The following is a 19,012-nucleotide window of genomic DNA, read 5'->3' as shown; positions in this document are numbered from 1 at the left end:
GTGCACGTGTGGCCGGACACTGCGGTCGGTGCGGACATGGGGCGGTGCTCACACTTGCGTACTCCGGGGCGGCGGCTGACCTCCCGAGGGGAGGACCGCCTGGGTCTGAGTGGTCTGGGCGAGCAGGCGGTTCTCGTCGTCGTGCAGGTCGGTCTGGACGACGACGAACCTGCGGCCCACGTGCAGCGGGCGGGACATGGCGCGGACGGTGCCGGCACGGGCCGCACGGAAGAAGTTGGTCTTCGACTCGACCGTCGATGTCCCCGCACCCGGCGGGAGGTTGAGGTACGCGCAGGCCGCACCCACCGTGTCCGCCAGCGACATCAGTGCACCACCGTGCAGTGCATTGTCGACCGTGCACAGCTCGGCCTCCCAGGCAAGGCAGCCGGTGACGCGCTCCGGGGCAGCCTCGTCGACCGTGATGCCGAGCCGGGCGGTGTAGGGCATCGCCGCTGCGATTTCGGCGGGTTGAACTCTCGTCATGCCGTCCCCCCCCGGGGGTGGAAGGCCTCGGCCACGCCCGGCTGCCGGGCTGGGAGGCGGTGCGGTTGTCATGCGGCAGACGTTAAGCAGGTACGTGGGCCAGAGCCATTACCTCAGACGTCATCGACGCGACCACGGGTAGGGCAGTCGCGGAGCCGAGCTCCGAAACCCATCGGGCAGCAGACCCTGTTGACCTTGACACGGTGACAAGGTCTTCACTGCTTGCCGAGGAGGTGGTCCCGGTGACCATGGCGAGACAGGGCACGGATGCGGTACGAGCGTTCCAGGGGCTGGAGGACAGCCGTTCGTCCGTGCGACTGCGGGCTGCTCTTGCGGTGGGTACGGCACCTGATCCGTGCTTCGTCGACAAGCTCGTCGAGCGGTGCGCGATCGAGCCCGAGTTCTTCGTCCGCGACATGCTGACCTGGGCGCTCACCCGCCACCCCGTATCCCTGACGGTCCCCGAGCTGATCCGCGAAACCCGCTCGGAGCATGCGCAGGCACGCAGCCAGGCGCTGCACACACTGTCCAAGATCGGGGACCGGCGGGCGTGGCCGGCGATCACACGGGCGCTGATGTCCGATGCCGACGAGGAGGTGGCGAGGAGCGCCTGGAGGGCCGCGGTCGTGCTCGTGCCGGAAGGTGAGGAGTTCGCCTTGGCCACGGTGTTGGCAACGCAGCTCGGGCGCGGTGAGCGGGAGACACAGCTGAGTCTCAGCCAGGCGCTGGTCGCGCTGGGTGACGTGATCGTTCCGGCTCTGCATGCTGCGACAACGGCCTCTGACCAGCGTGTGCGTGCGCACGCGCTCGCCACACAAGAGCTGTTGCGCGACCCGGACGCCGGATTCGAGTCGGCGATCGAGGAGGCCAAGCGCGCCGTGGCCCTCGCCGGGGCCCCCAAGACGGAGACGATATGAGCTGTGTTGATCGGTGAGGTGGCGCGACGATCCGGGGTCAGTGCCCGCATGCTCAGGCATTACGAGTCGCTCGGCCTTGTGCGGCCTTCGGGCCGTACGGGCTCGGGCTATCGGGAGTACTCCGGCGAGGACATCCGGCGGATCTTCCACATCGAGAGTCTGCGGTCGCTGGGGCTGTCGCTGCGTGAGATCGGGCGTGCGCTCGACGACCCCGATTTCACACCCTCGGCGCTCGTCGGCGACCTCATCCGTCAGACGCGCGAACGCATCGCGGCCGAGACCGAGTTGCTCACGTGGCTCCTTCGGATCGATGCAGCGGAGCCCGCAGGCTGGGAGCACGTCCTCAAGGTCGTCGCGCTCCTCCAGGCACTCGGGTCGCAGCGTACCGAGGTGCGCCAGCGTGCGGCCCTCTCCTCGGCCGACGAGGTTCCGGTTCCGGTGGAGGCCCTGGTCGAGGCGGCGCTGAGTGAGACGGAACCGAACGTCGCCGGGGCCCTTCGCTGGGCGCTGGCACGATCGGGCGACGACGCCGGTCCGGCGCTGCTCGCGCGTGGCCTCGGCTCACCGGTGGCAGCGGTACGGGAACGCGCCGTCCGGTCTCTCGTCGAAATGCCCGGTGACGAGGCCACCGCACGGCTGCGCGACGCCCTCGCGAACACCGACGTGGCGGTCCGTGGGCATGCGGCTCTGGCACTCGGGACACGTGGAGTGACCGATGCGGTCCCGACGCTCATCGACATGATCGTGGAGGGAAGGAACGACACAGATGCAGCCGACGCACTGAGCGTGCTGGCGAGCGACACCGCGGCGGCGGACCGGATCGCGGCCGGGCTGGTGGACCGCCTCGCCCACGAGACCACGGAAGCGCCTGCCCGCGGACGGCTGACCCAGGCGCTGGCGGACATCCCGGGGAGCACTGCGTCACGTGCCCTGGTGGAGCTGTCGCATGATGAGGACCGTGCCGTCGCGCTGACTGCGGCGTACCTTCTTCAGCTCCGCGACGCACGGTGACGGATTCCTCAACGCCTCGTCCGGCACGTTCTCCTGGAGACCTCCGGCGGCCGATCGCTGACCGCCGGAGACCCCGCGCAGGAGATCGCCCCGAGCGATGGCGTTATTGGGCGAGCAGTCGTTTGCGCTGAGGGGTGTAGTGCCACCACGGGTGGGCGGGACGCCCCTCGGCCTGGTCGACTGCGGACATGACGGTGTCGAGCAGGCACGGGTCGAGCCGTTCGCCGTAGGCGGCCGACATCCGCTCGTACAACTCGACCGGGTCCTGTTCCACGAGCTGCGCGATCCTGGTGATGCCGACGCGCCGGAAGTAACGGGCCACGGCCGGGCCGACGTTGACCAGCTGTGTGAGGTCGGGCTCGCCGCCGGAGGCGTGCTTCGCGGTCATCGCGATTCCCTCGCGTCCGTCTTCCAGCCCGTCTCGTCCAGGGCGTCGGCCAGCAGCCCGATCTGCTCGAACTCGCCCGAGCACGGCAGCAGTACGAGGTCGTCGGCTCCGGCGTCGGCGAGGCGCCCGGCGCTCTCGCGCAAACCGTCCCGGTCGGTGATGACGTCGTCGCGAGCCTGGGGAGGGGCCTTGGCCCCGTAGTAGTGCGCCACATACGCCTCGGCGGTCTTCGCCGCGCCGGTGCCGAGGCAGAAGTAGCGCTCGACGATGATCCGCGGTCGTCCGGGGCGTCCCGCCCGCTCCCATTCCCGGCGTACGGCGTCGGCGCCCTCTTTGAGGAGCTCCAGCCCGAACACCGGCGCGACCCAGCCGTCGGACAAGGCGGCGGCCCTGGCGAAGCCCGCGGGCACGACTCCGGCGAGCAGCAGCCCCGGGCGCCCGCGCGGCAAGGCAGGGATCGGCCCGGAGGCACCGGTCACTCCGCCGCGCCACACCTCGCACATCCTCGCGACGGTGGCCTCGAATGCGGCGCCCCGTCTCTTCAGCGGCACGTCGCTGGCCGCGTAGTCCTCGGGCCAGCCGCCCATGCCGAGTCCCACGGTCAGCCGCCCCGCGGAGAGCCGCTCGACCGAGTCGATCTGCTTGGCCAGGACGACGGGGTTGCTGCGATAAAGGGCATTGAGGACGGTGGTCAGCAGCTCGATGCGTTCCGTACGGGCCGCAGCGGCGGACAGTGCCACCAGCGGGTCCACGTTGTCGTACACCAGCCGGTCGATGACGCTCAGCGAATGAAAGCCGCGCCGCTCGCTCTCGGCCGCCCATTCCCCGATCGACGTGGCGTCCGCCCCGGGTACGGCGGCGGGTAGTCCGATTCCGATGCGCACCATTCCTCCTCAGACGGCCAGTTCGTACGCCTGCGTGTGAGCGTAATCAGGCGGATTCAGCCAGTCTTGAAAGAATCGGACGTGGTGCCGATGCCTCAAGGCATGATCGAGGAGAGCGGCGAGAGCCTGGGGCGGAACAAGATCTTCAAGCGTGCACGGGAGCCGGCCTCCATCGTGACCGGCCACCGTCAGGTCTTCTTCCGTGCCCGCTTGGCTTCCTGCTTGAACGCGCGGACCCTCTCCAGGGACTCCTGGCCCGTGATGTCGGCCGCCGAACGGTACGCGTCCTGCTCGCCGTACGCGCCGGCCGCCTCGCGCCAGCCCTCCGGCGTCACGCCCATCTGCTTCCCCAGCAGCGCCAGGAAGATCTGCGACTTCTGTTTGCCGTAGCCGGGAAGGGCGTTGAGGCGGCTCAGCACTTCCTTGCCGGTGGGGACGTCGCGCCACACGGCGCTCGCGTCGCCGTCGTAGTGGTCGACGAGGTACTGGCACAGCTGCTGCACCCGCTTGGCCATCGATCCGGGATAGCGGTGCACGGCGGGCCTCTGCGACAGCAGCGCCGCGAACTCCTCGGGATCGCGCGCGGCGATCGCGTGCGCGTCCAGGTCGTCCTCGCCCATGCGCTGCGCGATGGTGTACGGGCCCGCGAACGCCCACTCCATGGGCACCTGCTGGTCCAGAAGCATGCCGGTCAGGGCGGCCAGCGGGCTGCGGCTGAGCAACTCGTCGGCTTCGGGCTGCTGCGCGAGGCGAAGGGAGATGTTCATGTACCGATGATCGCCCGCTCGGCGCCGCATCGCACGCCTGCCGCCGCGTCTTTCACCGCGCGCGATCGGCCGGTTGTCGTGAGCCGGGCGGCGGTGCTCGCCGCCCGGCGGCTGGTCAGCCGCGGCCCTTACGGGCGTGAGCCGGGGTCCCTTGTGCCGCCCGTGTCGGCGGGTTCGCCGCCGGAGGTGAGGTAGGCGATGACCATGTCGCCGAGCATCGTGCGGTAGTGGTCGCGGCGTGCCGCGGACGTGAGGTCGCGGTCGAAGATCGCGCGGAACGTGTAGCGGTTCGCGACCCGGAAGAAGCAGAACGAGCTGATCATCGCGTGGAGGTCGAGGGCGTCGACGTCGGCGGTGAAGACACCCTCGGCGCGGCCGGCCTCCAGGATGTGCTCGATGACCGTGATGGCCGGCGAGTTGAGCGAGCCGAGCGTCGGCGAGGCGGCGATGTGCTCGGCCCGGTGGGTGTTCTCGATGCCGACGAGGCGGATGAAGTCGGGGTGCGCCTCATGGTGGTCGAAGGTCAGCTCGGCCAGCCGCCGGATCGCGGCGACGGGGTCCAGATGCGCGACGTCGAGTTCCTGCTCCTGACGGCGGATGACCGCGTACGCCTGCTCCAGCACCGCGGTGAACAGCTGCTCCTTGCTGCCGAAGTAGTAATAGATCATCCGCTTCGTGGTGCGGATCTGCGCGGCGATCTCGTCCACGCGCGCCCCGGCGTAGCCGAGCCGGGCGAACTCCCGCGTGGCGATCTTGAGTATCTCCGCCCGAGTCCGTGCCGCGTCTCTGGTGCGCTTGGCGGGCTGCGAAGGTGGGGGGACGGCGGCGACCATGCGGCTCCTCGTCGGTGCTTTCCGGCGCGACGCGTACGGCGTGCGACGCACCCAGTCTAGGAACCTCCCGCCGTGTGCTGTGCGGTGAGCCGGACCGTCGCGTTACGCGCGCCGTAGCCGGCGTAGCCGGCGGTCCGCTGCACCACCTCGAAGAAGACCCGTCCGACGGTGACGGTGTAGAAGTGGAAGAACTCCCCTCCATCGTCCCGGTCGTAGAGGATCTGCAGCTCACGTAGCGTCTCCAGGGTCTCAGGAGCGAGCTCGCGCAGGGCGTCGAGATCGTCGTAATAGTTCGCGGGTATGGGCAGCACGGCGGTGCCGCGTTCCCGCATGCGCTGGGCCGTGGCGACGATGTCATCGGTGGCGAGGGCGATGTGCTGGGAACTGGTCGCTTCACCGTCCGGGCTCGGGGCGACGTTCAGCGCGATGCGCAGGGTTCCCTCGGCGTTGGCGACGGCGCGGCTGCGGAACAGGCCGTAGGGGTCGGCCAGATCCAGGCTCTCTTCGGGCTTCAATCCCAGCACGCTGCGGTAGAAGAGCGCTGCCTCGTCGAAGTGGTGCCAGGGCTGGGCCAGCGCCACATGATCTATACCGGTGATCCCGGTGCCGGTGCCGGTGCCGGAACGGGAGCCGGCGCCGGCTCCGGCCGCCGTACCGGGCGGTGGCAGGTGCGGTCCTGACGCGAAGTCCTGCGTCCAGCTGGGGTGGCCGGCCTGGTCCGTACGGCAGAAGAACAGCTCGGTGCCGTCGGGTGCGGCGACCGCGTCCAGGGGTGCCTCGTCCGGTCCCCGGCGGCGCGGCACCACGGGCGCGAGCAGCGTCTCCGCGCGCCGCACGGCAGCGCCCGTATCGGGCGACTCCAGGCCGATCGCCGACAGCGACGGACCGGAACGGCGGTCTGCGTGCGCGGTGTTGAGCAGTACGCGCGCGGTCCCCTGCTCCCACAGCTCCACCGGTTTTCCGGCATGCCGGCCTGTACGGGCGAAGCCGAGCGACCCCAGCAGCCCGCGCAGCGGCTCGGGGTCCGCCGCCGCCAGCTCGGCGAACGCGAAGCCCGTGGGCACGACGGGCGCCGGCGGCGCGGTGAGTCCCGCCGCCTCCTCCAGCGCCAGCAGCGAGCGCATCGCGTCGACGGCGGTGCGGCCGGCGTCGGCCTGCCGGAAGACGTCGTTGAACACTTCCAGGGAGAGCGGGCCCCGATATCCGGCCTTGACGGCATGGGCCAGCAGGCTCGTGACGTCCAGGCCGCCCTGTCCGGGGAAGCAGCGGTAGTGGCGGCTCCACTGGAGGACGTCCATCGCCATCAGCGGGGCGTCGGCGAGCTGGAGGAAGAAGATCTTCTCGCCGGGCATCTCCTCGATGCCGCGGGGGTCGGACGCGCGGGAGAGGATGTGGAAGCTGTCGAGACAGGTGCCGAGCGCCGGATGGCCGGCCGCCCGCACCACTCGCCAGGCGTGGTCGTACGTGCTGATGTGCCGGCCCCAGGCCAGCGCCTCGTAGGCCACGCGGATGCCGTGCTGCTGGGCGAGGTCGGCGAGTTGATGCAGCTGCTCGGCCGCGAGGTCGTCGTCGTCGACGGCCTCGGGCGAGACGCTGGAGCAGACGAGGATCAGGTCGGCGCCGAGTCGTTCCATCACTGCGAACTTCCGCTCCGCGCGCCGGAGATTGCGCCTCAGCTGCTCGGCGGGCACGGCCTCGAAGTCGCGGAAGGGCTGGTAGAGGTCGATGCCGAGTCCGAGGTCGGCGGCCCGTGACCGTACCTCCTCGGGACTGAGCGGTGAGGCGATCAGATCGTTCTCGAAGATCTCCACCCCCTCGAATCCCGCTGCGGCGACGGCGGTGAGCTTCTCGGAGAGCGAGCCGCTCAGCGACACCGTGGCGATCGACTTGCGCATGACGTCTCCTCCTCGGGTCTCAGAGCGCGGCACTGCCGACGAGGTCGGCGAGATCGTCGAGCATCAGGTCCGTGTGCGGCTCCAGGCCGGTGAAGAGCCGGAAGGCGTCGGCGGCCTGGAGCGCGGCCATGCCTCCGCCGTCGAGGGTGCGGCAGCCGAGCGCGCGCGCCTCGCGCAGCAGCTCCGTCTCCAGCGGGCGGTAGACGATCTCGGCCACCCACAGCTCCGGGCGGAGCAGGCCGGCGGGCAGCGGCAGCCCTGGATGGGCCGCCATGCCGACGGGGGTGGCGTTGACGACGCCGTCGGCACCGGCGAGTACGTCCGGTACGGCGGCGGGACCGGCGGCCGTGACCCGGTCCGGGCCGAAGCGGTGGTTGAGTGCTGTCGCGAGGGCGCCGGCCCGGTTCGTATCGGTGTCGACCAGGGTGAGCCGGTCGGCGCCGAGGGCCAGCAGCGCATGGGACACGGCCGCTCCCGCGCCGCCGGCGCCGAGCTGGACGACGCTGTCCAGGGGGGCGCCGGGCAGTCCACGTGCGAAGGACTGGGCGAACCCGGTCACGTCGGTGTTGTGCCCGACGGATCGCCCGCCCCGGAAGACGACGGTGTTGACGGCGCCGAGTTCCGCCGCCTCCGGGGCCAGTTCGTCGAGGTGGTCGAGTACGGCCTGCTTGCAGGGATGGGTGATGTTGAGCCCGTCGAAGCCGACCAGCTGCGCGGCGCGCAGCAGTTCGGCGGTGGCCTCCGCCGTGCTCCGCGCGGTGACTCGGCCGCCGCCGGCCCGCGGCAGCGTGTCGAGGTCGATCGTGCGATAGAGCAGGCGCAGCCCGTGCCGTTCTGCTTCGCGCTCGTGCAGTCCGGGGCTCAGCGACGGGCCGATGCCGGAGCCGATCAGCCCGGTCAGGTACGCGTGTGGGGTCGTGGTCAAGTCCCGGCCCTGTTCAGCCGGTCACGGACGAGTGGGGGGACTGCGACGACCGGGACGAGAGCGGCCCGTCCGATGTGCGTCCGGCCTTCAGACCGAGTTCGGCGGTCGGCACCCGGTAGGTCTCGCGGCCCGTCAGCGCGGCGAGCGCGCTGACGGCGCAGATGGCGGCGGTGAAGGCCGCGACGCCGACCCAGCCGTCACCGCCCGGTCCCGCGATCTGCTCGGCGAACGTCACGGCGAAACCGGCGATGGCGAAGCCGATCTGGGTGCCGACCGCCATGCCCGAGAGCCGGACCTGGGCCGGGAACATCTCTCCGTACAGCGACGGCCAGATGCCGTTGGCCGCGCTGTAGACCACACCGAAGAGCAGGATTCCGGTCAGCAGCACCAGCGGGAACTTGCCGGTGGAGATGGCTCCCAGATACACGAAGATCATCACGCCGGATCCGACGGCGCCGATCAGGAAGACCGGCTTACGGCCGATCCGGTCGGAGAGCCTGCCCCACAGCGGTATGGCAAGCAGTGCGACGGCGTTGGCGGCGACGCCGACCCAGAGCATCGACGAATCCTCAAGGCCGGCGGCGTCGCTGGTGGCGAAGGAGAGCGCCCACACGGTGAAGATGGTGCTGACGGTCGCGATCAGCGCCGCCGCGACCACCCGCAGCACATCGGCCCAGTGCTCCCGCAGCAGACTGACCAGCGGCAGCTTGGCCACCTCGTTGTTCGCCGCGACCTCCTGGAAGACCGGGGTCTCCTCCAGCTTCCGGCGTATGACGTAGCCGACGACGGCCACGACCGCGCTCAGCAGGAACGGAATCCGCCAGCCCCAGGTGTAGAGCTGGTCGTCGGGGAGGGAGGCGACGGGGATGAAGATCAACGTTGCCAGGATCTGCCCCGCCTGCGTCCCGTTCAGGGTGTAGCTGGCGTAGTAGCCGCGGCGGTTCTCCGGCGCGTGCTCCAGCGTCATGGAGTTCGCGCTGGCCTGCTCGCCCGCGGCGGAGAGGCCCTGCATCACCCGCATCAGGACAAGCAGGACCGGGGCGGTCGTCCCGAGCTGCGCGTACGTGGGCAGGCAGCCGATGAGGAACGTGGACACGCCCATGAGGATCAGGGTGAGAACCATGATCTTCCGCCGGCCGAGCCGGTCTCCGACGTGCCCGAGTATCAGGGCGCCGACGGGGCGGGCGGCGTAGGCGACGCCGAAGGTCGCGAGGGAGATCAGAGTGGCGCTGGCGGGGTCGTCGGGGTTGAAGAAGACCTTCGGGAAGATCAGCGCCGCGGCGCTGCCGTAGATGAAGAAGTCGTAGTACTCCAGGGCACTGCCGATCCAGGCGGCGAACGCTGCCTTGCGTGGCGTGCTCGGTGGGGTACCGGGGTGGGCCGGAGCACCGGCCGAGTGAGCGGACACGGGGGACTCCTACGGGGACGGGCGATACGGGGCCGGCGAGTGTTAACGCACTAGGTAGTTAATTAGCCGTTGCGGGGATGTTGCGCCCCGCCTCCACCGCTGTCAAGACCTCGCGCAGGTAAGGGGCGACGGCTCCCGCGAGGGCGCCGGTAAGGACCGGGCCGGGCGACGGTGGCCTTCTGGCCGGCCGGGCGGGAGACGCCGCAGCCGGGGTCCGAGGTCTGGGTACGGGTCAACCCCGCGCCGTAGGGACGTGAGTGATCTCGCTGGCCGTGCCGGTGGGGCCGTGCCGGTGGGGCGGACCCTTCTCCGCGCCCGGTGCCGGGATGCCGTATATCGCGGGCGTATCGAAAATCGCATACGCCGCCGCAACAGTCCTCCGGCTTCAGTGGATGCATGGACAACGACGCGTCACTGTCAGCCCAACCCCGTCGTACGCGCAGGATCGTGCTGGTCGTCCTGGCGGTCCTCGCCATGGCGAGCGCCGTATTCGTCGTGCGCAGACCGCTCATGATGTCCGTCCCGATGTGCACGAGCGGGCGGTGGCACGGGTGCTTCGGCACGTTCAACGGCGTCGCACTCATGACGGTGGCCGCACTGCCGCTGGCCGCGCTGGCGGTGTGGGCTCTGGCACGCTGCCGGAGTGTCACCGGCAGCACCCCGGCGCGGGTGTGGCGGGTGTCGCTGGCCGAGGTCGCCATGGTCTACGGGACGGTGCCGTGGGTCTGGATGATCATGCTGCCGGGCGACGAGGCCGGTGCCGTCATCAGCCTGGTACCGCTGCGGGATCTGCTGGCGATGGACACGGGCCAGGTCGTCGGCAACCTGCTGGTGTTCGCGGCGCTGGGGTTCTTCGCCCCCCTGCGGTTTTCGGCGCTGGCGTCCGTGCCCCGGATCCTGGCGCTCGGGGTGGGCTGCTCGGTCCTGGTCGAGGCCGCGCAGTACGTCCTGCGGCTGGACCGGGTCTCCTCCGTGGACGACATACTGCTCAACTCCGCCGGCGCCGGGCTGGCCGCGCTGGCGTCGCGCCGCTGGTGGCGCGCTACGGCCGGAGCGTCGTCGGACCGGCCTCGACCCGGCCCGTCGCGGGTAGTTCCACGGTGACGCGGAGCCCGCCGGCAGAGCGCGGGGTCAGGGTGAGCGTTCCGTCGTGAGCCTGGGTGATGGTCTTGACGATGGCCAGGCCGAGGCCGACGCCCGCGTGGTCGGTGCGTATGCGTTCGTTGCCGCGCTGGAACGGTTCGGTGAGTGTCGAAGCCAGCTCTGGGGTGACCTTCTCGCCGGTGTTCTCGACGGTGAGCACCACGGTCTCGGGGTGGACGCCGGTACTGACCCACACGGTGCCCTGCTCGGGCAGGTTGTGGACGATCGCGTTGTGCACGAGGTTCGTGGTCAGCTGCAGCAGGAGCGCTTGCGACCCGGTCGTCGGGGCCATCTCGGCGGAGGTTTCGATGGTGACGCCGTGCTTTTCCCCGAGGGGGAGGAGCGTCTCCGTGGCTTCTTCCGCCATGAGGGACAGGTCGACGCGTTCCCGGGGGAAGGACCGCTGCTCAGCGCGGCTGACCAGGAGCAGCGCCTCAGTGAGGTCGATCGCTCGGGTGTTGACGGCGTGGAGGCGGCTGATGAGTTCGCCGGTGCCACGGTCCGGAGCGGTACGGGCCACGTCGAGAAGCGCCTTGGAGATCGCGAGCGGGGTGCGCAACTCGTGAGAGACGTTGGCTGCGAACCTCTGCTGTTCGGCGACGTGCGCTTCGAGTCGTACGAGCATCGTGTCGAAGGCGTCCGCCAGTTCGCGGAACTCGTCCTTGCGGCCCGGCAGCCGTATCCGGTGAGCCAGTGATCCGTTCGTGGCCAGGCGGGTGGCGTCGGTGATGCGGGTCAGCGGGGCGAGCATCCGGCCCGCGAGGAGCCACCCTCCCACGAGCCCGAACACCAGCAGGAGCGCCAGCACCGCGGCTGCCCTCGGAGCGAAAACGTCCAGGAGGGCGGACCGGACGGGGAAAACGCCGTTCGCGGGCTTGTCCTCGGGGTTGATGAGCATCGCACGGTCGGGGACATAGCGGAGGAGAAACACCCATACCGCCGCGAGCAGCAAGCCGCTTGCGACCATGAGGAATCCGGCGTAGCTGAGGGTGAGTTTGAGGCGGACGCTCAGCCCAGGTGCCCTGTCCACCCTCATCCGCCCTCGCCTCTCTCGTGTCCCTCGTGTCCCTCGTGCCCGCCCTCCGGGTGCGCGTCGATGCGGTAGCCGACGCCTGGCACCGTGGCGATCAGCCAGGGTTCACCGAGCCGTTTGCGCAGCGCCGAGACCGTGATGCGCACGGCGTTGGTGAACGGGTCGGCGTTCTCGTCCCACGCCCGCTCCAGCAGCTCTTCGGCGCTGACGACACCGCCTTCGGCAGCGACGAGAACTTCGAGCACGGCGAACTGCTTCCTGGTCAGCGCGACGTAACGACCGTCCCGGTAGACCTCTCTGCGGAACGGGTCCAGCCGCAGACCTGCGATCTCCCGCACGGGCGGCCTGATGTGCGCGCGCCTGCGGTCGAGTGCTCTGAGCCTGAGCACGAGCTCCTGCAGCTCGAACGGCTTGGTGAGGTAGTCGTCGGCGCCCAGCTCGAATCCGGACGCCTTGTCGTCGAGCCGGTCGGCCGCGGTGAGCATCAGGACCGGCATGCCGCTGCCGGAGGCGACGATGCGCTTGGCGATCTCGTCACCGGAAGGCCCTGGGATATCGCGGTCCAGGACGGCGATGTCGTAGGCGTTGACGCCCAGCAGTTCCAGAGCGGCGTCGCCGTCACCAGCGGTGTCCGCCGCGATCGCTTCCAGGCGCAGCCCGTCGCGGATGGCCTCTGCCAGAAAGGGCTCGTCCTCGACAACCAGCACACGCATGTGTTTGAGGGTACGAGTCGGCGCATATCGTCGGCGTATCGAAAACCGCATACGTCCCGGCAACAGCACGCTGCCTTGACTGGCAGCATGACTCGATCCCCGCCGTCAGCACGGACAACCACCTGCCGGATTCGCCGGCTCCTTTTCGTCGGGCCCATGGTCGTCACAGCAGCGGTCACGGGAGTTCTGGGCTGCCAGGTGCCGAAGTCCCCGCCCTCCCCGGTCGCATCATCCTCGCCGACCGCATCACCGCCCAGGGACACTCCTCACGGCGAGCACGAGCGTGCAGACCGCAAAGGTGCACTTGCCGAGGCTGACGGTGCCCTCCCGGACGGCGCGACAGTGTTCAGCGACGCGTACGCAGGCGTGGCCGACCTCGACCCGGATCTGCTCCAGGCCCTGCGCGAAGCGGCGACGGATGCCGCTGACGACGGCCTCGAGCTCTACGTGAACAGCGGCTGGCGTTCCCGTGAGGACCAGGATCAGCTTCTTCGTGAGGCCGTCTCCGAGTACGGCTCGGAAGAGGAAGCCGCCCGTTGGGTGGCCACGGCGGACACCTCTCCTCACGTGTCGGGGGACGCGGTCGACATCGGGCACTCCGATGCGACGGCGTGGCTGTCCGAGCACGGCGCCCGGTACGGGCTGTGCCAGATCTACAGGAACGAGCCCTGGCACTACGAACTGCGCACCAAGGCGACCGGTGTACCACGTCTTCTCGCATGGGTACGGGTCTACGGTCGCTGGCCGGCGACGAGGCGGTCAGTCCTGTTCAGGGCGGTGACACGTTCGGGGCACAACCGCAGGCAGTTGCGACCCGCAGGTACGAGCCTGCCTAGGGTTCTTCGTGTTCAGCACAGCCGAGCATCGGGGGACGGTCCCCGAGCTCGAGGGTGCTTGAGCCCCGGATAGCCGCCTCTTCGTGCCGGGCAGCGCCTGGTGCAGATCTTCCCCTGGGTAACGCAGTCCACTTCGTGCAGGGCTCGTACATGAAAGGTGACCGAGTGACAGACGACCGCTTCGCCAACCAGATCCTCTCGATGACAACCGCCAACCCGGGGTGGCAGGTTCACGCTCGGGTCGAGGAGTTCGACAAGAAGACCAGGGAGCGCAGTATCCAGGCAGAGTTCCGCTCCCCGGTTGTTGCCTGGGCCGTGGTCCAGCGCAGGTCGAGCGACGGCGAGCTGAGCACAGCAGCCGAACCCGTCTTCCTGGACGGAGGACTACTGGTGAACTCTTCTGAGTACCGCCGGGAGAACTCCGAGCTCCACCCCGAGCCCGGCAATCCGGAGGTGACCGCTTCCGTCAGAGTCGAGGCTCCGTCGAACTGAGTCCACCTGATGCGCCTCGCACTTCACGCCTCGCCCGCACATCAGGTGGGGCGTTGCGCTGTTCCGGACCGGTGGGCCCCGGACCGGTGGGCGAGCTCGTTGCAGCCGGACGGAGCCGGGAGTCGGCCGTCCGGTTCAGAGCAGGCCGTGCCTGGGCGGGCGGGTGCCGTTGACCACGTGGCGGCCGATGTGCTGGATCTTCCAGCGAGCCGGGTCGTGGAGGGTGTGAGTACGCGCATCGCGCCAGTGCCGGTGGAGATTGAGGCTGTCCACGGCGGCACGTGTGCCTGCCACCTCGAACAGGGCGCTGCCGGTCTGCACCGCCGCCTCACCTGCCTGAACCTTCGCCGCGGCCACGGCGAGGGAAGCCTCGGCGGCGCTGTCGTCGGTGAGGTCGGCCTGGGCGGCGTCCACAGTCCGGGCCGCGACGGACAGCAGGGCCTCGGCGGCCCGCACTTGGAGTGAGAGCTCCCCGAAACGCTGTATGAGCAGGGGGTCTTCGGCGGCGCTCTCCAGGCCACTCTCGAACCAGGGGCGGCTCTTCGTCCGTACGAACTCCGCAGCTTCCCCCAGCGCGCCCGCGGCGATCCCCGCATCGATCGCCGCGTGCAGCAACTGTGCGACAGCGCCGTGGAGTTGGGGTCCCTCGAACGTCAGATGGTGCGGCACGACCCGGTTCGCGGGAACCTTGACGCGGTCCAGGTGGACGGTGCCGCTCGCAGTGGTTCGCTGCCCCATGCCGTCCCAGTCGTCGTCGACCGTCAGGCCGGGCGCGTCACGCGGTACAAAGGCGACGTACAGCGCGCCGTCCGCATGGGCCGCGCGTGCGAGGACGGGAATCCAGTGGGCGAAGAGGGCGCCGGTCGAGTAGTGCTTGACCCCCGTCAATATGAAGCCGCCGGAGCCGCCCGCGGGGTCGGGTTCGAGGCGGGTACGCAAGTCCTGTACGTGCTTGGTGCCCCTCTCGGACTGCGCGTTGCCCAGCCGTCTGCCGGCGAGTATCTCCGCGAAGAAAAAGCGCTGCTGTGCCGGACTCCCCTGGCGGCGCAGCACGTTGACGTACGCGAAATGGCTCTGCGGGATCTGCGCGAGGCTCGCGTCGCCCGTGGCGAGCAACCGGAAGACCTCCGCCAGCGTCTGTGCCGTGACGTCGGCGCCGCCGTGTTCAGCGGGAACGGTGATGCCGAGCAGGCCGCTCGCCGAGAGTTCTTCCAGCTCTTCGTGCGGCGGCAGCCGTCCGGCGTCCCGCTCCGCCGCACCCGCGCGGAATGCACGGGCGAGGCCGGCGGCTGCCGACAGAGCTTCGTCGGGGTCGGCAACCACCCGCACCGGTGCCGTCACGCCGCGGCCCCCAGCCGGCTCTGCCCGACCGCCGCGGAGAACTGCCCGAGGATCTGGTCGAGTGCTTCCTGCGAGCTCGGATCGATCGTGACAGCACCGTCCTCCCGGACAGCGATGTGCTTGTCGAGCACGAACCACCCCTGGACGATGTGCGAAGCGCCGAGTGAGGAGAGCACGGGCCGCAGCGCGTAGTCGATAGCGAGCACGTGTGCGGTGGTGCCCCCTGTGGCCAGAGGCAGCACGGTCTTGTCGGCCAGCGCGAACTGCGGCAGCAGATCGAGCAGGGACTTCAGGAGGCCTGAGTATGCGGCCTTGTAGACGGGCGTCCCGACCATGACACCGTCGGCCTGCTCGAAGAGCTCCTTCGCCTCGACAATCCGGGGGTGGTTGAAGTCCGCCCCCACCAGGGCCTCGGCGGGCAGCCTACGGACGTCCAGCGGCAGGACCTCGTGTCCGTCGGCGGCGAGCGCGGTATCGAGATGGCGCAGCAGTCGGGCGGTTCGGGACGTGGGGGAAGGGCTGCCAGAGACGGAGAGAATGGTGGCCATGGGGATTTCACCTCGTGGTTGCGGACTGCCGGGCGGGACCCGGACGTTGAGGAGGTGCGCGGGCCGGCGCCGGCCGCCGGCCCGCGTCGCTCACGAGTACCAGGTGGGCTGGGGTAGTTCGTCCGCGAGGATGTAGCGGCCGACCTCGCGGCGCTTGTAGGCGACCGGATCGTGCAGCGTGTGGGTGCGGATGTTCCGCCAGAAGCGGTCCAGTCCCTCGGTCGTGGCGGTGGACCTTGCTCCCGTCACCTCGAAGATGCGGCTTGAGGTCTCCAGCGCGACCTCCGTCGCACGTGCCTTCACGGCGGCCACCCGCACCTCGAACTCGCCACGGTCCCGCTCCGTGACGGAGTCGGGGTCGTCGTGCAGCCGTTGGCCTTCGTCCGCCACCTGGTCGGCGAACGCCTCGGCCGCCCACAGCTTGGCCGTCAGGTCTCCGTAGACGTCGATGACGTACGGCTCGTCGACCGCCTCGGCGTACCCGCCGTGCAGCCAGGACCGGGACTTGGTGCGGGTATAGGTGTTGGCCGTCTCCAGTGCCCCCTCGGCGATGCCGAGGTAAAAGCTGACGAACACCAGCTGGATTGTGGGGACGTTCAGGGTGTTGTAGACCCGCGGCCGGAACCTCTTGTCCACATACCCCGCAGCCGACTCCCACGGTGCGCGCACGCCCTCGAGTGTGACCCCGCCGCTCTCGGTGAGCCGCTGGCCGATGTTGTCCCAGTCGTCGTGGAAGGTCAGGCCTTCGCTGTCGGAGGGCACAATCGCGAAGACGTGGTCCTCCGTACCCTCGAAGACGCCTTCGAGCACGGTGACATCGGAGACCTTGCTGCCCGTCGAGAACGACTTGTGTCCGGTGAAGACCAACTCGTCGCCCTGTTCGCGTACGACGACGTCGTTGTCGCGCGGGTTGACCGCGCCTCCGAAGAACCAGCGCTGCCGGGCTGCTTCGGCCTCGACCTGTTCCCACTGCTCACGGGTGCCGACCAGCCTGGCCGCCCAGTTCCACAGATAGTGGTAGCCCAGCAGCTGACCTATCGATCCGTCTGCCTTGGCGACCTCACGGATCACGCGGTAGGCCGTCGTCCAGTTCTGGCCCGCACCGCCGTGCGCAGCGGGGCCCAGCAGCGTGACGAGGCCGGAGTCCTTCAGCAGTTCCACCTCGGCGTAGGGGGTGGCCCCTGTGCGGTCGCGGGTTGCCGCGTCCGTGGCGAGAACGGCGGACACCTCAGTGGCCCGGTCGATCCATTCCTGTGGTGTGCCGGGCGCGGGCCGGGTGCTCCAGTCGATGGACGTGACGGTGCTCAAGACCAATCTCTTTCGGGTTCGTTCGTGGTCGGTCGAGGGGCTGGGTCAGGCACGTACGGCGGTGGGGCCGGTCAGGTGGCCCGTTGCCTCCTGGGGCAGTTCGGCCTCGAGTTCGCGCACGAGAGGCAGTACGCGTCGGCCGAAGTACTCGACCTCCTCCTTGTAGTGCAGGAATCCGAGCAGGAAGAGGTCGGCTCCGAGGCGCTTGTAGGCGACAATCCGCTCCGCGATCTGTTCGGGTGTCCCGATCAGTCCGGTGCGGAAGCCGTCGTTGTACTGGACGAGGTCCTCGAAGGTGGAGTCCTGCCACATGCCCTTGCCGTCGGACGCCGACTTGCCGGCCTGCGTCACGGCGGACTCGAAGCCGCGCACGGCGTCGGTGTCCGCCTTGGCGACGATTTCGCGCAGTACGTCGCGGGCTTCGGCCTCGGTGTCGCGGGCGATGAGGAAGCCGTTGAGGCCGAAACGGGGTGCGGGGCGTCCGGCCGCCGCGGCGGCCTCACGTACGTCCTCCAACTGCTCGGAGACGCCGTCGAAATCCTTGCCGTTGCTGAAGTACCAGTCGGAGACCCGTCCGGCCATCTGCCGCGCGGCGGTGGAGTTGCCGCCCTGAAAGATCTCCGGGTGCGGACGTTCACTGCTGTTGAGCGGCTTCGGCTTGAGGGAGAAATCCCTGATCCGGTAGAAGTCGCCGGCGAGCTCGGCGTGGTCCTCGGTCCAGATCGTGCGCAGCGTGCGGATGAACTCTTCCGAACGGCGGTAGCGCTCGTCGTGTTCCAGCCACGGCTCACCGAGCGCCGTGAACTCGCCCTTGAACCAGCCGCTGACCACGTTCACGGCGAAGCGGCCACCCGACAACTGGTCGGCTGTGGCGCCGAGTTTGGCGAGGACGCCCGGATGCCACAGGCCCGGATGGACGGCGGCGATGACCTTGAGCCGCTGCGTCGCCAGCAGGAGGGCGAGGCTGAAGCTCGTTGATTCGTGCTGGTACTCGGCGCCGTAGCTCGCCATGTACCGGACCTGGCTGAGGGCGTAGTCGAAGCCGTTGTTCTCGGCAAGGACGGCCAGTTCGCGGTTGTAGTCGTAACCCCAGTCGGTGCGCTGCTCGATCTTGCTGGTGACGAGGCCGCCGCTGACATTGGGCACCCAGTAGGCGAAACGTGCGGGCTCGGAAGCGGACTTGACGGACATTGGAAAACTCCCGGGGAGACGTGGAGGGCATTGCTGTCCGGCAGCCGTGCGGCTGCACCGGAACGAGGCAGGAGCAAGTACGGGCGGCGGGATCGAAAGGGAGCAGCCGCGGCCAAGGCGAAGCCGCGGCCATGCTGGAATACCCCGCGGCGGAACACCCGCGGGACGGGCACGGAATGATTCCGGTGAGATTTCGCGAACCCGCAATACGCCGTTCATGGAATGTGACGCTGAAAGAAGCGCGACGGCGTCGATGCATACGCGACGAGCTCGGAGCCGAGAGCCGACGACGGCTTCAGTCAGCCGTCAACGCAGCTCACACGAAGGTCACGTGACGACAAGAAGCGCTGAAGACACGCGCCAGATCGACATGGCGCCGACGCGTGAGTCCGCTCTGCTTCGTCATGCCATTGATGAAAGCAGCCGACGGCGCACGGCGTCAAGGAATGCATGGGCAGCGCTGATTTATGAAGGGAGTGTTTCGTTGTTACGAGGCTGCCTGGCTTGGTCGACGAACGCCTTAATCGAAGTCTTGGACTCGCGGTTATCGAGTCAAGGACGCCATGGATGTCTCAAGAAGGTGTCGCAGTCACGAATTCACGGTAGACGTTACGTTCAGTCCGGATGGGAAGGCACTGGCCACCGGAGCCTCGAAGGACACGGTGCGGCTGTGGGACGTAGCGGGGCGCGAGCAGCGGGGGCTGCGCGTTGCTGTCACGATCACGTCGTCGGTGCAGACCGAAGTGGCGCTCCCCGACGACGCCCTCACGGGCGGCCCGGTCCACCCGGCGTTCCCCGGGTCGGAGCGGGACCAGTGGTGTTCCCCGCCATGCACGCCGACTACGGGAGACGCGGGAGGAGTTGGACCGCCGTCCACCCACCCTTCGTCCGGATCG

General features: G+C 69.3%; 20 protein-coding genes. 5 read left to right on the top strand and 15 right to left on the bottom strand.

Annotation, left to right across the window (positions count from 1 at the left end; translation table 11 throughout):
- Window positions 1–48: 48 nt before the first annotated feature.
- Window positions 49–483, bottom strand: coding sequence for a PaaI family thioesterase (locus QQM67_RS30240; protein WP_314178547.1), 435 nt, complete (start codon window positions 481–483; stop codon window positions 49–51).
- Window positions 484–725: 242 nt separating this feature from the next.
- On the opposite strand from QQM67_RS30240, the gene QQM67_RS30235 reads away from it, so the two are divergent.
- Both QQM67_RS30235 and QQM67_RS30230 read left to right on the top strand, forming a co-directional pair.
- Entirely contained in the window at window positions 726–1,400 is a 675-nt protein-coding gene (locus QQM67_RS30235) for a HEAT repeat domain-containing protein (protein ID WP_399067948.1), read from the top strand.
- A gap of 3 nt (window positions 1,401–1,403) precedes the next feature.
- Window positions 1,404–2,411, top strand: a complete 1,008-nt coding sequence (locus QQM67_RS30230) for a MerR family transcriptional regulator (RefSeq protein WP_314178546.1) — start codon at window positions 1,404–1,406, stop codon at window positions 2,409–2,411.
- A 103-nt stretch (window positions 2,412–2,514) separates the two neighbouring features.
- Here QQM67_RS30230 and QQM67_RS30225 read toward each other — a convergent pair whose 3' ends face one another.
- The 7 genes from QQM67_RS30225 to QQM67_RS30195 form a co-directional block, all read right to left on the bottom strand.
- Window positions 2,515–2,799, bottom strand: coding sequence for a helix-hairpin-helix domain-containing protein (locus tag QQM67_RS30225; RefSeq protein WP_314178543.1), 285 nt, complete (start codon window positions 2,797–2,799; stop codon window positions 2,515–2,517).
- On the bottom strand, window positions 2,796–3,686 hold the full coding sequence (locus QQM67_RS30220) for an LLM class flavin-dependent oxidoreductase (RefSeq protein ID WP_314178541.1): 891 nt from the start codon (window positions 3,684–3,686) through the stop codon (window positions 2,796–2,798). Before QQM67_RS30220 ends, QQM67_RS30225 begins: the two co-directional genes overlap by 4 nt.
- A gap of 185 nt (window positions 3,687–3,871) precedes the next feature.
- Window positions 3,872–4,450 (bottom strand): HhH-GPD-type base excision DNA repair protein, encoded by a 579-nt coding sequence (locus tag QQM67_RS30215; protein WP_314178539.1) that lies wholly within the window; start codon window positions 4,448–4,450, stop codon window positions 3,872–3,874.
- A 128-nt stretch (window positions 4,451–4,578) separates the two neighbouring features.
- Entirely contained in the window at window positions 4,579–5,283 is a 705-nt protein-coding gene (locus QQM67_RS30210) for a TetR/AcrR family transcriptional regulator (RefSeq protein WP_314178537.1), read from the bottom strand.
- 56 nt (window positions 5,284–5,339) lie between these two features.
- Window positions 5,340–7,178 (bottom strand): bifunctional sugar phosphate isomerase/epimerase/4-hydroxyphenylpyruvate dioxygenase family protein, encoded by a 1,839-nt coding sequence (locus QQM67_RS30205; RefSeq protein WP_314178534.1) that lies wholly within the window; start codon window positions 7,176–7,178, stop codon window positions 5,340–5,342.
- Window positions 7,179–7,197: 19 nt separating this feature from the next.
- Window positions 7,198–8,103, bottom strand: coding sequence for a shikimate dehydrogenase (locus QQM67_RS30200; RefSeq protein ID WP_314178532.1), 906 nt, complete (start codon window positions 8,101–8,103; stop codon window positions 7,198–7,200).
- A 13-nt stretch (window positions 8,104–8,116) separates the two neighbouring features.
- Entirely contained in the window at window positions 8,117–9,511 is a 1,395-nt protein-coding gene (locus tag QQM67_RS30195) for an MFS transporter (RefSeq protein WP_314178530.1), read from the bottom strand.
- Between the two features lie 396 nt (window positions 9,512–9,907).
- Here QQM67_RS30195 and QQM67_RS30190 point away from each other — a divergent pair, with 396 nt between their 5' ends.
- Complete coding sequence (locus QQM67_RS30190; RefSeq protein ID WP_314178528.1) at window positions 9,908–10,615, top strand: VanZ family protein; 708 nt, start codon at window positions 9,908–9,910, stop codon at window positions 10,613–10,615.
- On the opposite strand, the gene QQM67_RS30185 is transcribed toward QQM67_RS30190, so the two are convergent.
- Window positions 10,554–11,666 carry an ATP-binding protein gene (locus QQM67_RS30185; RefSeq protein ID WP_399067970.1) on the bottom strand — a complete coding sequence of 371 codons (1,113 nt, stop codon included), beginning with the start codon at window positions 11,664–11,666 and terminating at the stop codon, window positions 10,554–10,556. The two genes, QQM67_RS30190 and QQM67_RS30185, sit on opposite strands and share 62 nt — an antisense overlap.
- A gap of 20 nt (window positions 11,667–11,686) precedes the next feature.
- Window positions 11,687–12,400: a response regulator transcription factor gene (locus tag QQM67_RS30180; RefSeq protein ID WP_314178523.1), complete on the bottom strand. Its 714-nt coding sequence runs from the start codon at window positions 12,398–12,400 to the stop codon at window positions 11,687–11,689.
- Between the two features lie 87 nt (window positions 12,401–12,487).
- On the opposite strand from QQM67_RS30180, the gene QQM67_RS30175 reads away from it, so the two are divergent.
- Window positions 12,488–13,309 carry a M15 family metallopeptidase gene (locus QQM67_RS30175; protein ID WP_399067946.1) on the top strand — a complete coding sequence of 274 codons (822 nt, stop codon included), beginning with the start codon at window positions 12,488–12,490 and terminating at the stop codon, window positions 13,307–13,309.
- Window positions 13,310–13,401: 92 nt separating this feature from the next.
- Complete coding sequence (locus tag QQM67_RS30170; protein ID WP_314178522.1) at window positions 13,402–13,728, top strand: hypothetical protein; 327 nt, start codon at window positions 13,402–13,404, stop codon at window positions 13,726–13,728.
- Window positions 13,729–13,863: 135 nt separating this feature from the next.
- Here QQM67_RS30170 and QQM67_RS30165 read toward each other — a convergent pair whose 3' ends face one another.
- From QQM67_RS30165 to QQM67_RS30745, 5 genes are all read right to left on the bottom strand, one after another.
- Window positions 13,864–15,069, bottom strand: coding sequence for an SfnB family sulfur acquisition oxidoreductase (locus QQM67_RS30165; protein ID WP_314178520.1), 1,206 nt, complete (start codon window positions 15,067–15,069; stop codon window positions 13,864–13,866).
- Entirely contained in the window at window positions 15,066–15,617 is a 552-nt protein-coding gene (gene ssuE, locus QQM67_RS30160; protein ID WP_314178518.1) for an NADPH-dependent FMN reductase, read from the bottom strand. Before ssuE ends, QQM67_RS30165 begins: the two co-directional genes overlap by 4 nt.
- Window positions 15,618–15,707: 90 nt before the next feature.
- Window positions 15,708–16,925 carry an acyl-CoA dehydrogenase family protein gene (locus tag QQM67_RS30155; RefSeq protein WP_314178516.1) on the bottom strand — a complete coding sequence of 406 codons (1,218 nt, stop codon included), beginning with the start codon at window positions 16,923–16,925 and terminating at the stop codon, window positions 15,708–15,710.
- Window positions 16,926–16,970: 45 nt separating this feature from the next.
- Complete coding sequence (gene sfnG, locus QQM67_RS30150) at window positions 16,971–18,116, bottom strand: dimethylsulfone monooxygenase SfnG (RefSeq protein ID WP_314178514.1); 1,146 nt, start codon at window positions 18,114–18,116, stop codon at window positions 16,971–16,973.
- Between the two features lie 316 nt (window positions 18,117–18,432).
- Entirely contained in the window at window positions 18,433–18,522 is a 90-nt protein-coding gene (locus QQM67_RS30745; RefSeq protein WP_399067944.1) for a putative leader peptide, read from the bottom strand.
- Window positions 18,523–19,012 lie beyond the last annotated feature (490 nt).

Source organism: Streptomyces winkii, from assembly GCF_032248595.1.
Classification (GTDB): Bacteria; Actinomycetota; Actinomycetes; order Streptomycetales; family Streptomycetaceae; genus Streptomyces; species Streptomyces winkii.
The sequence above is the reverse complement of the archived record's forward strand: the minus strand, read 5'-3'. Positions and strand labels throughout refer to the sequence as shown.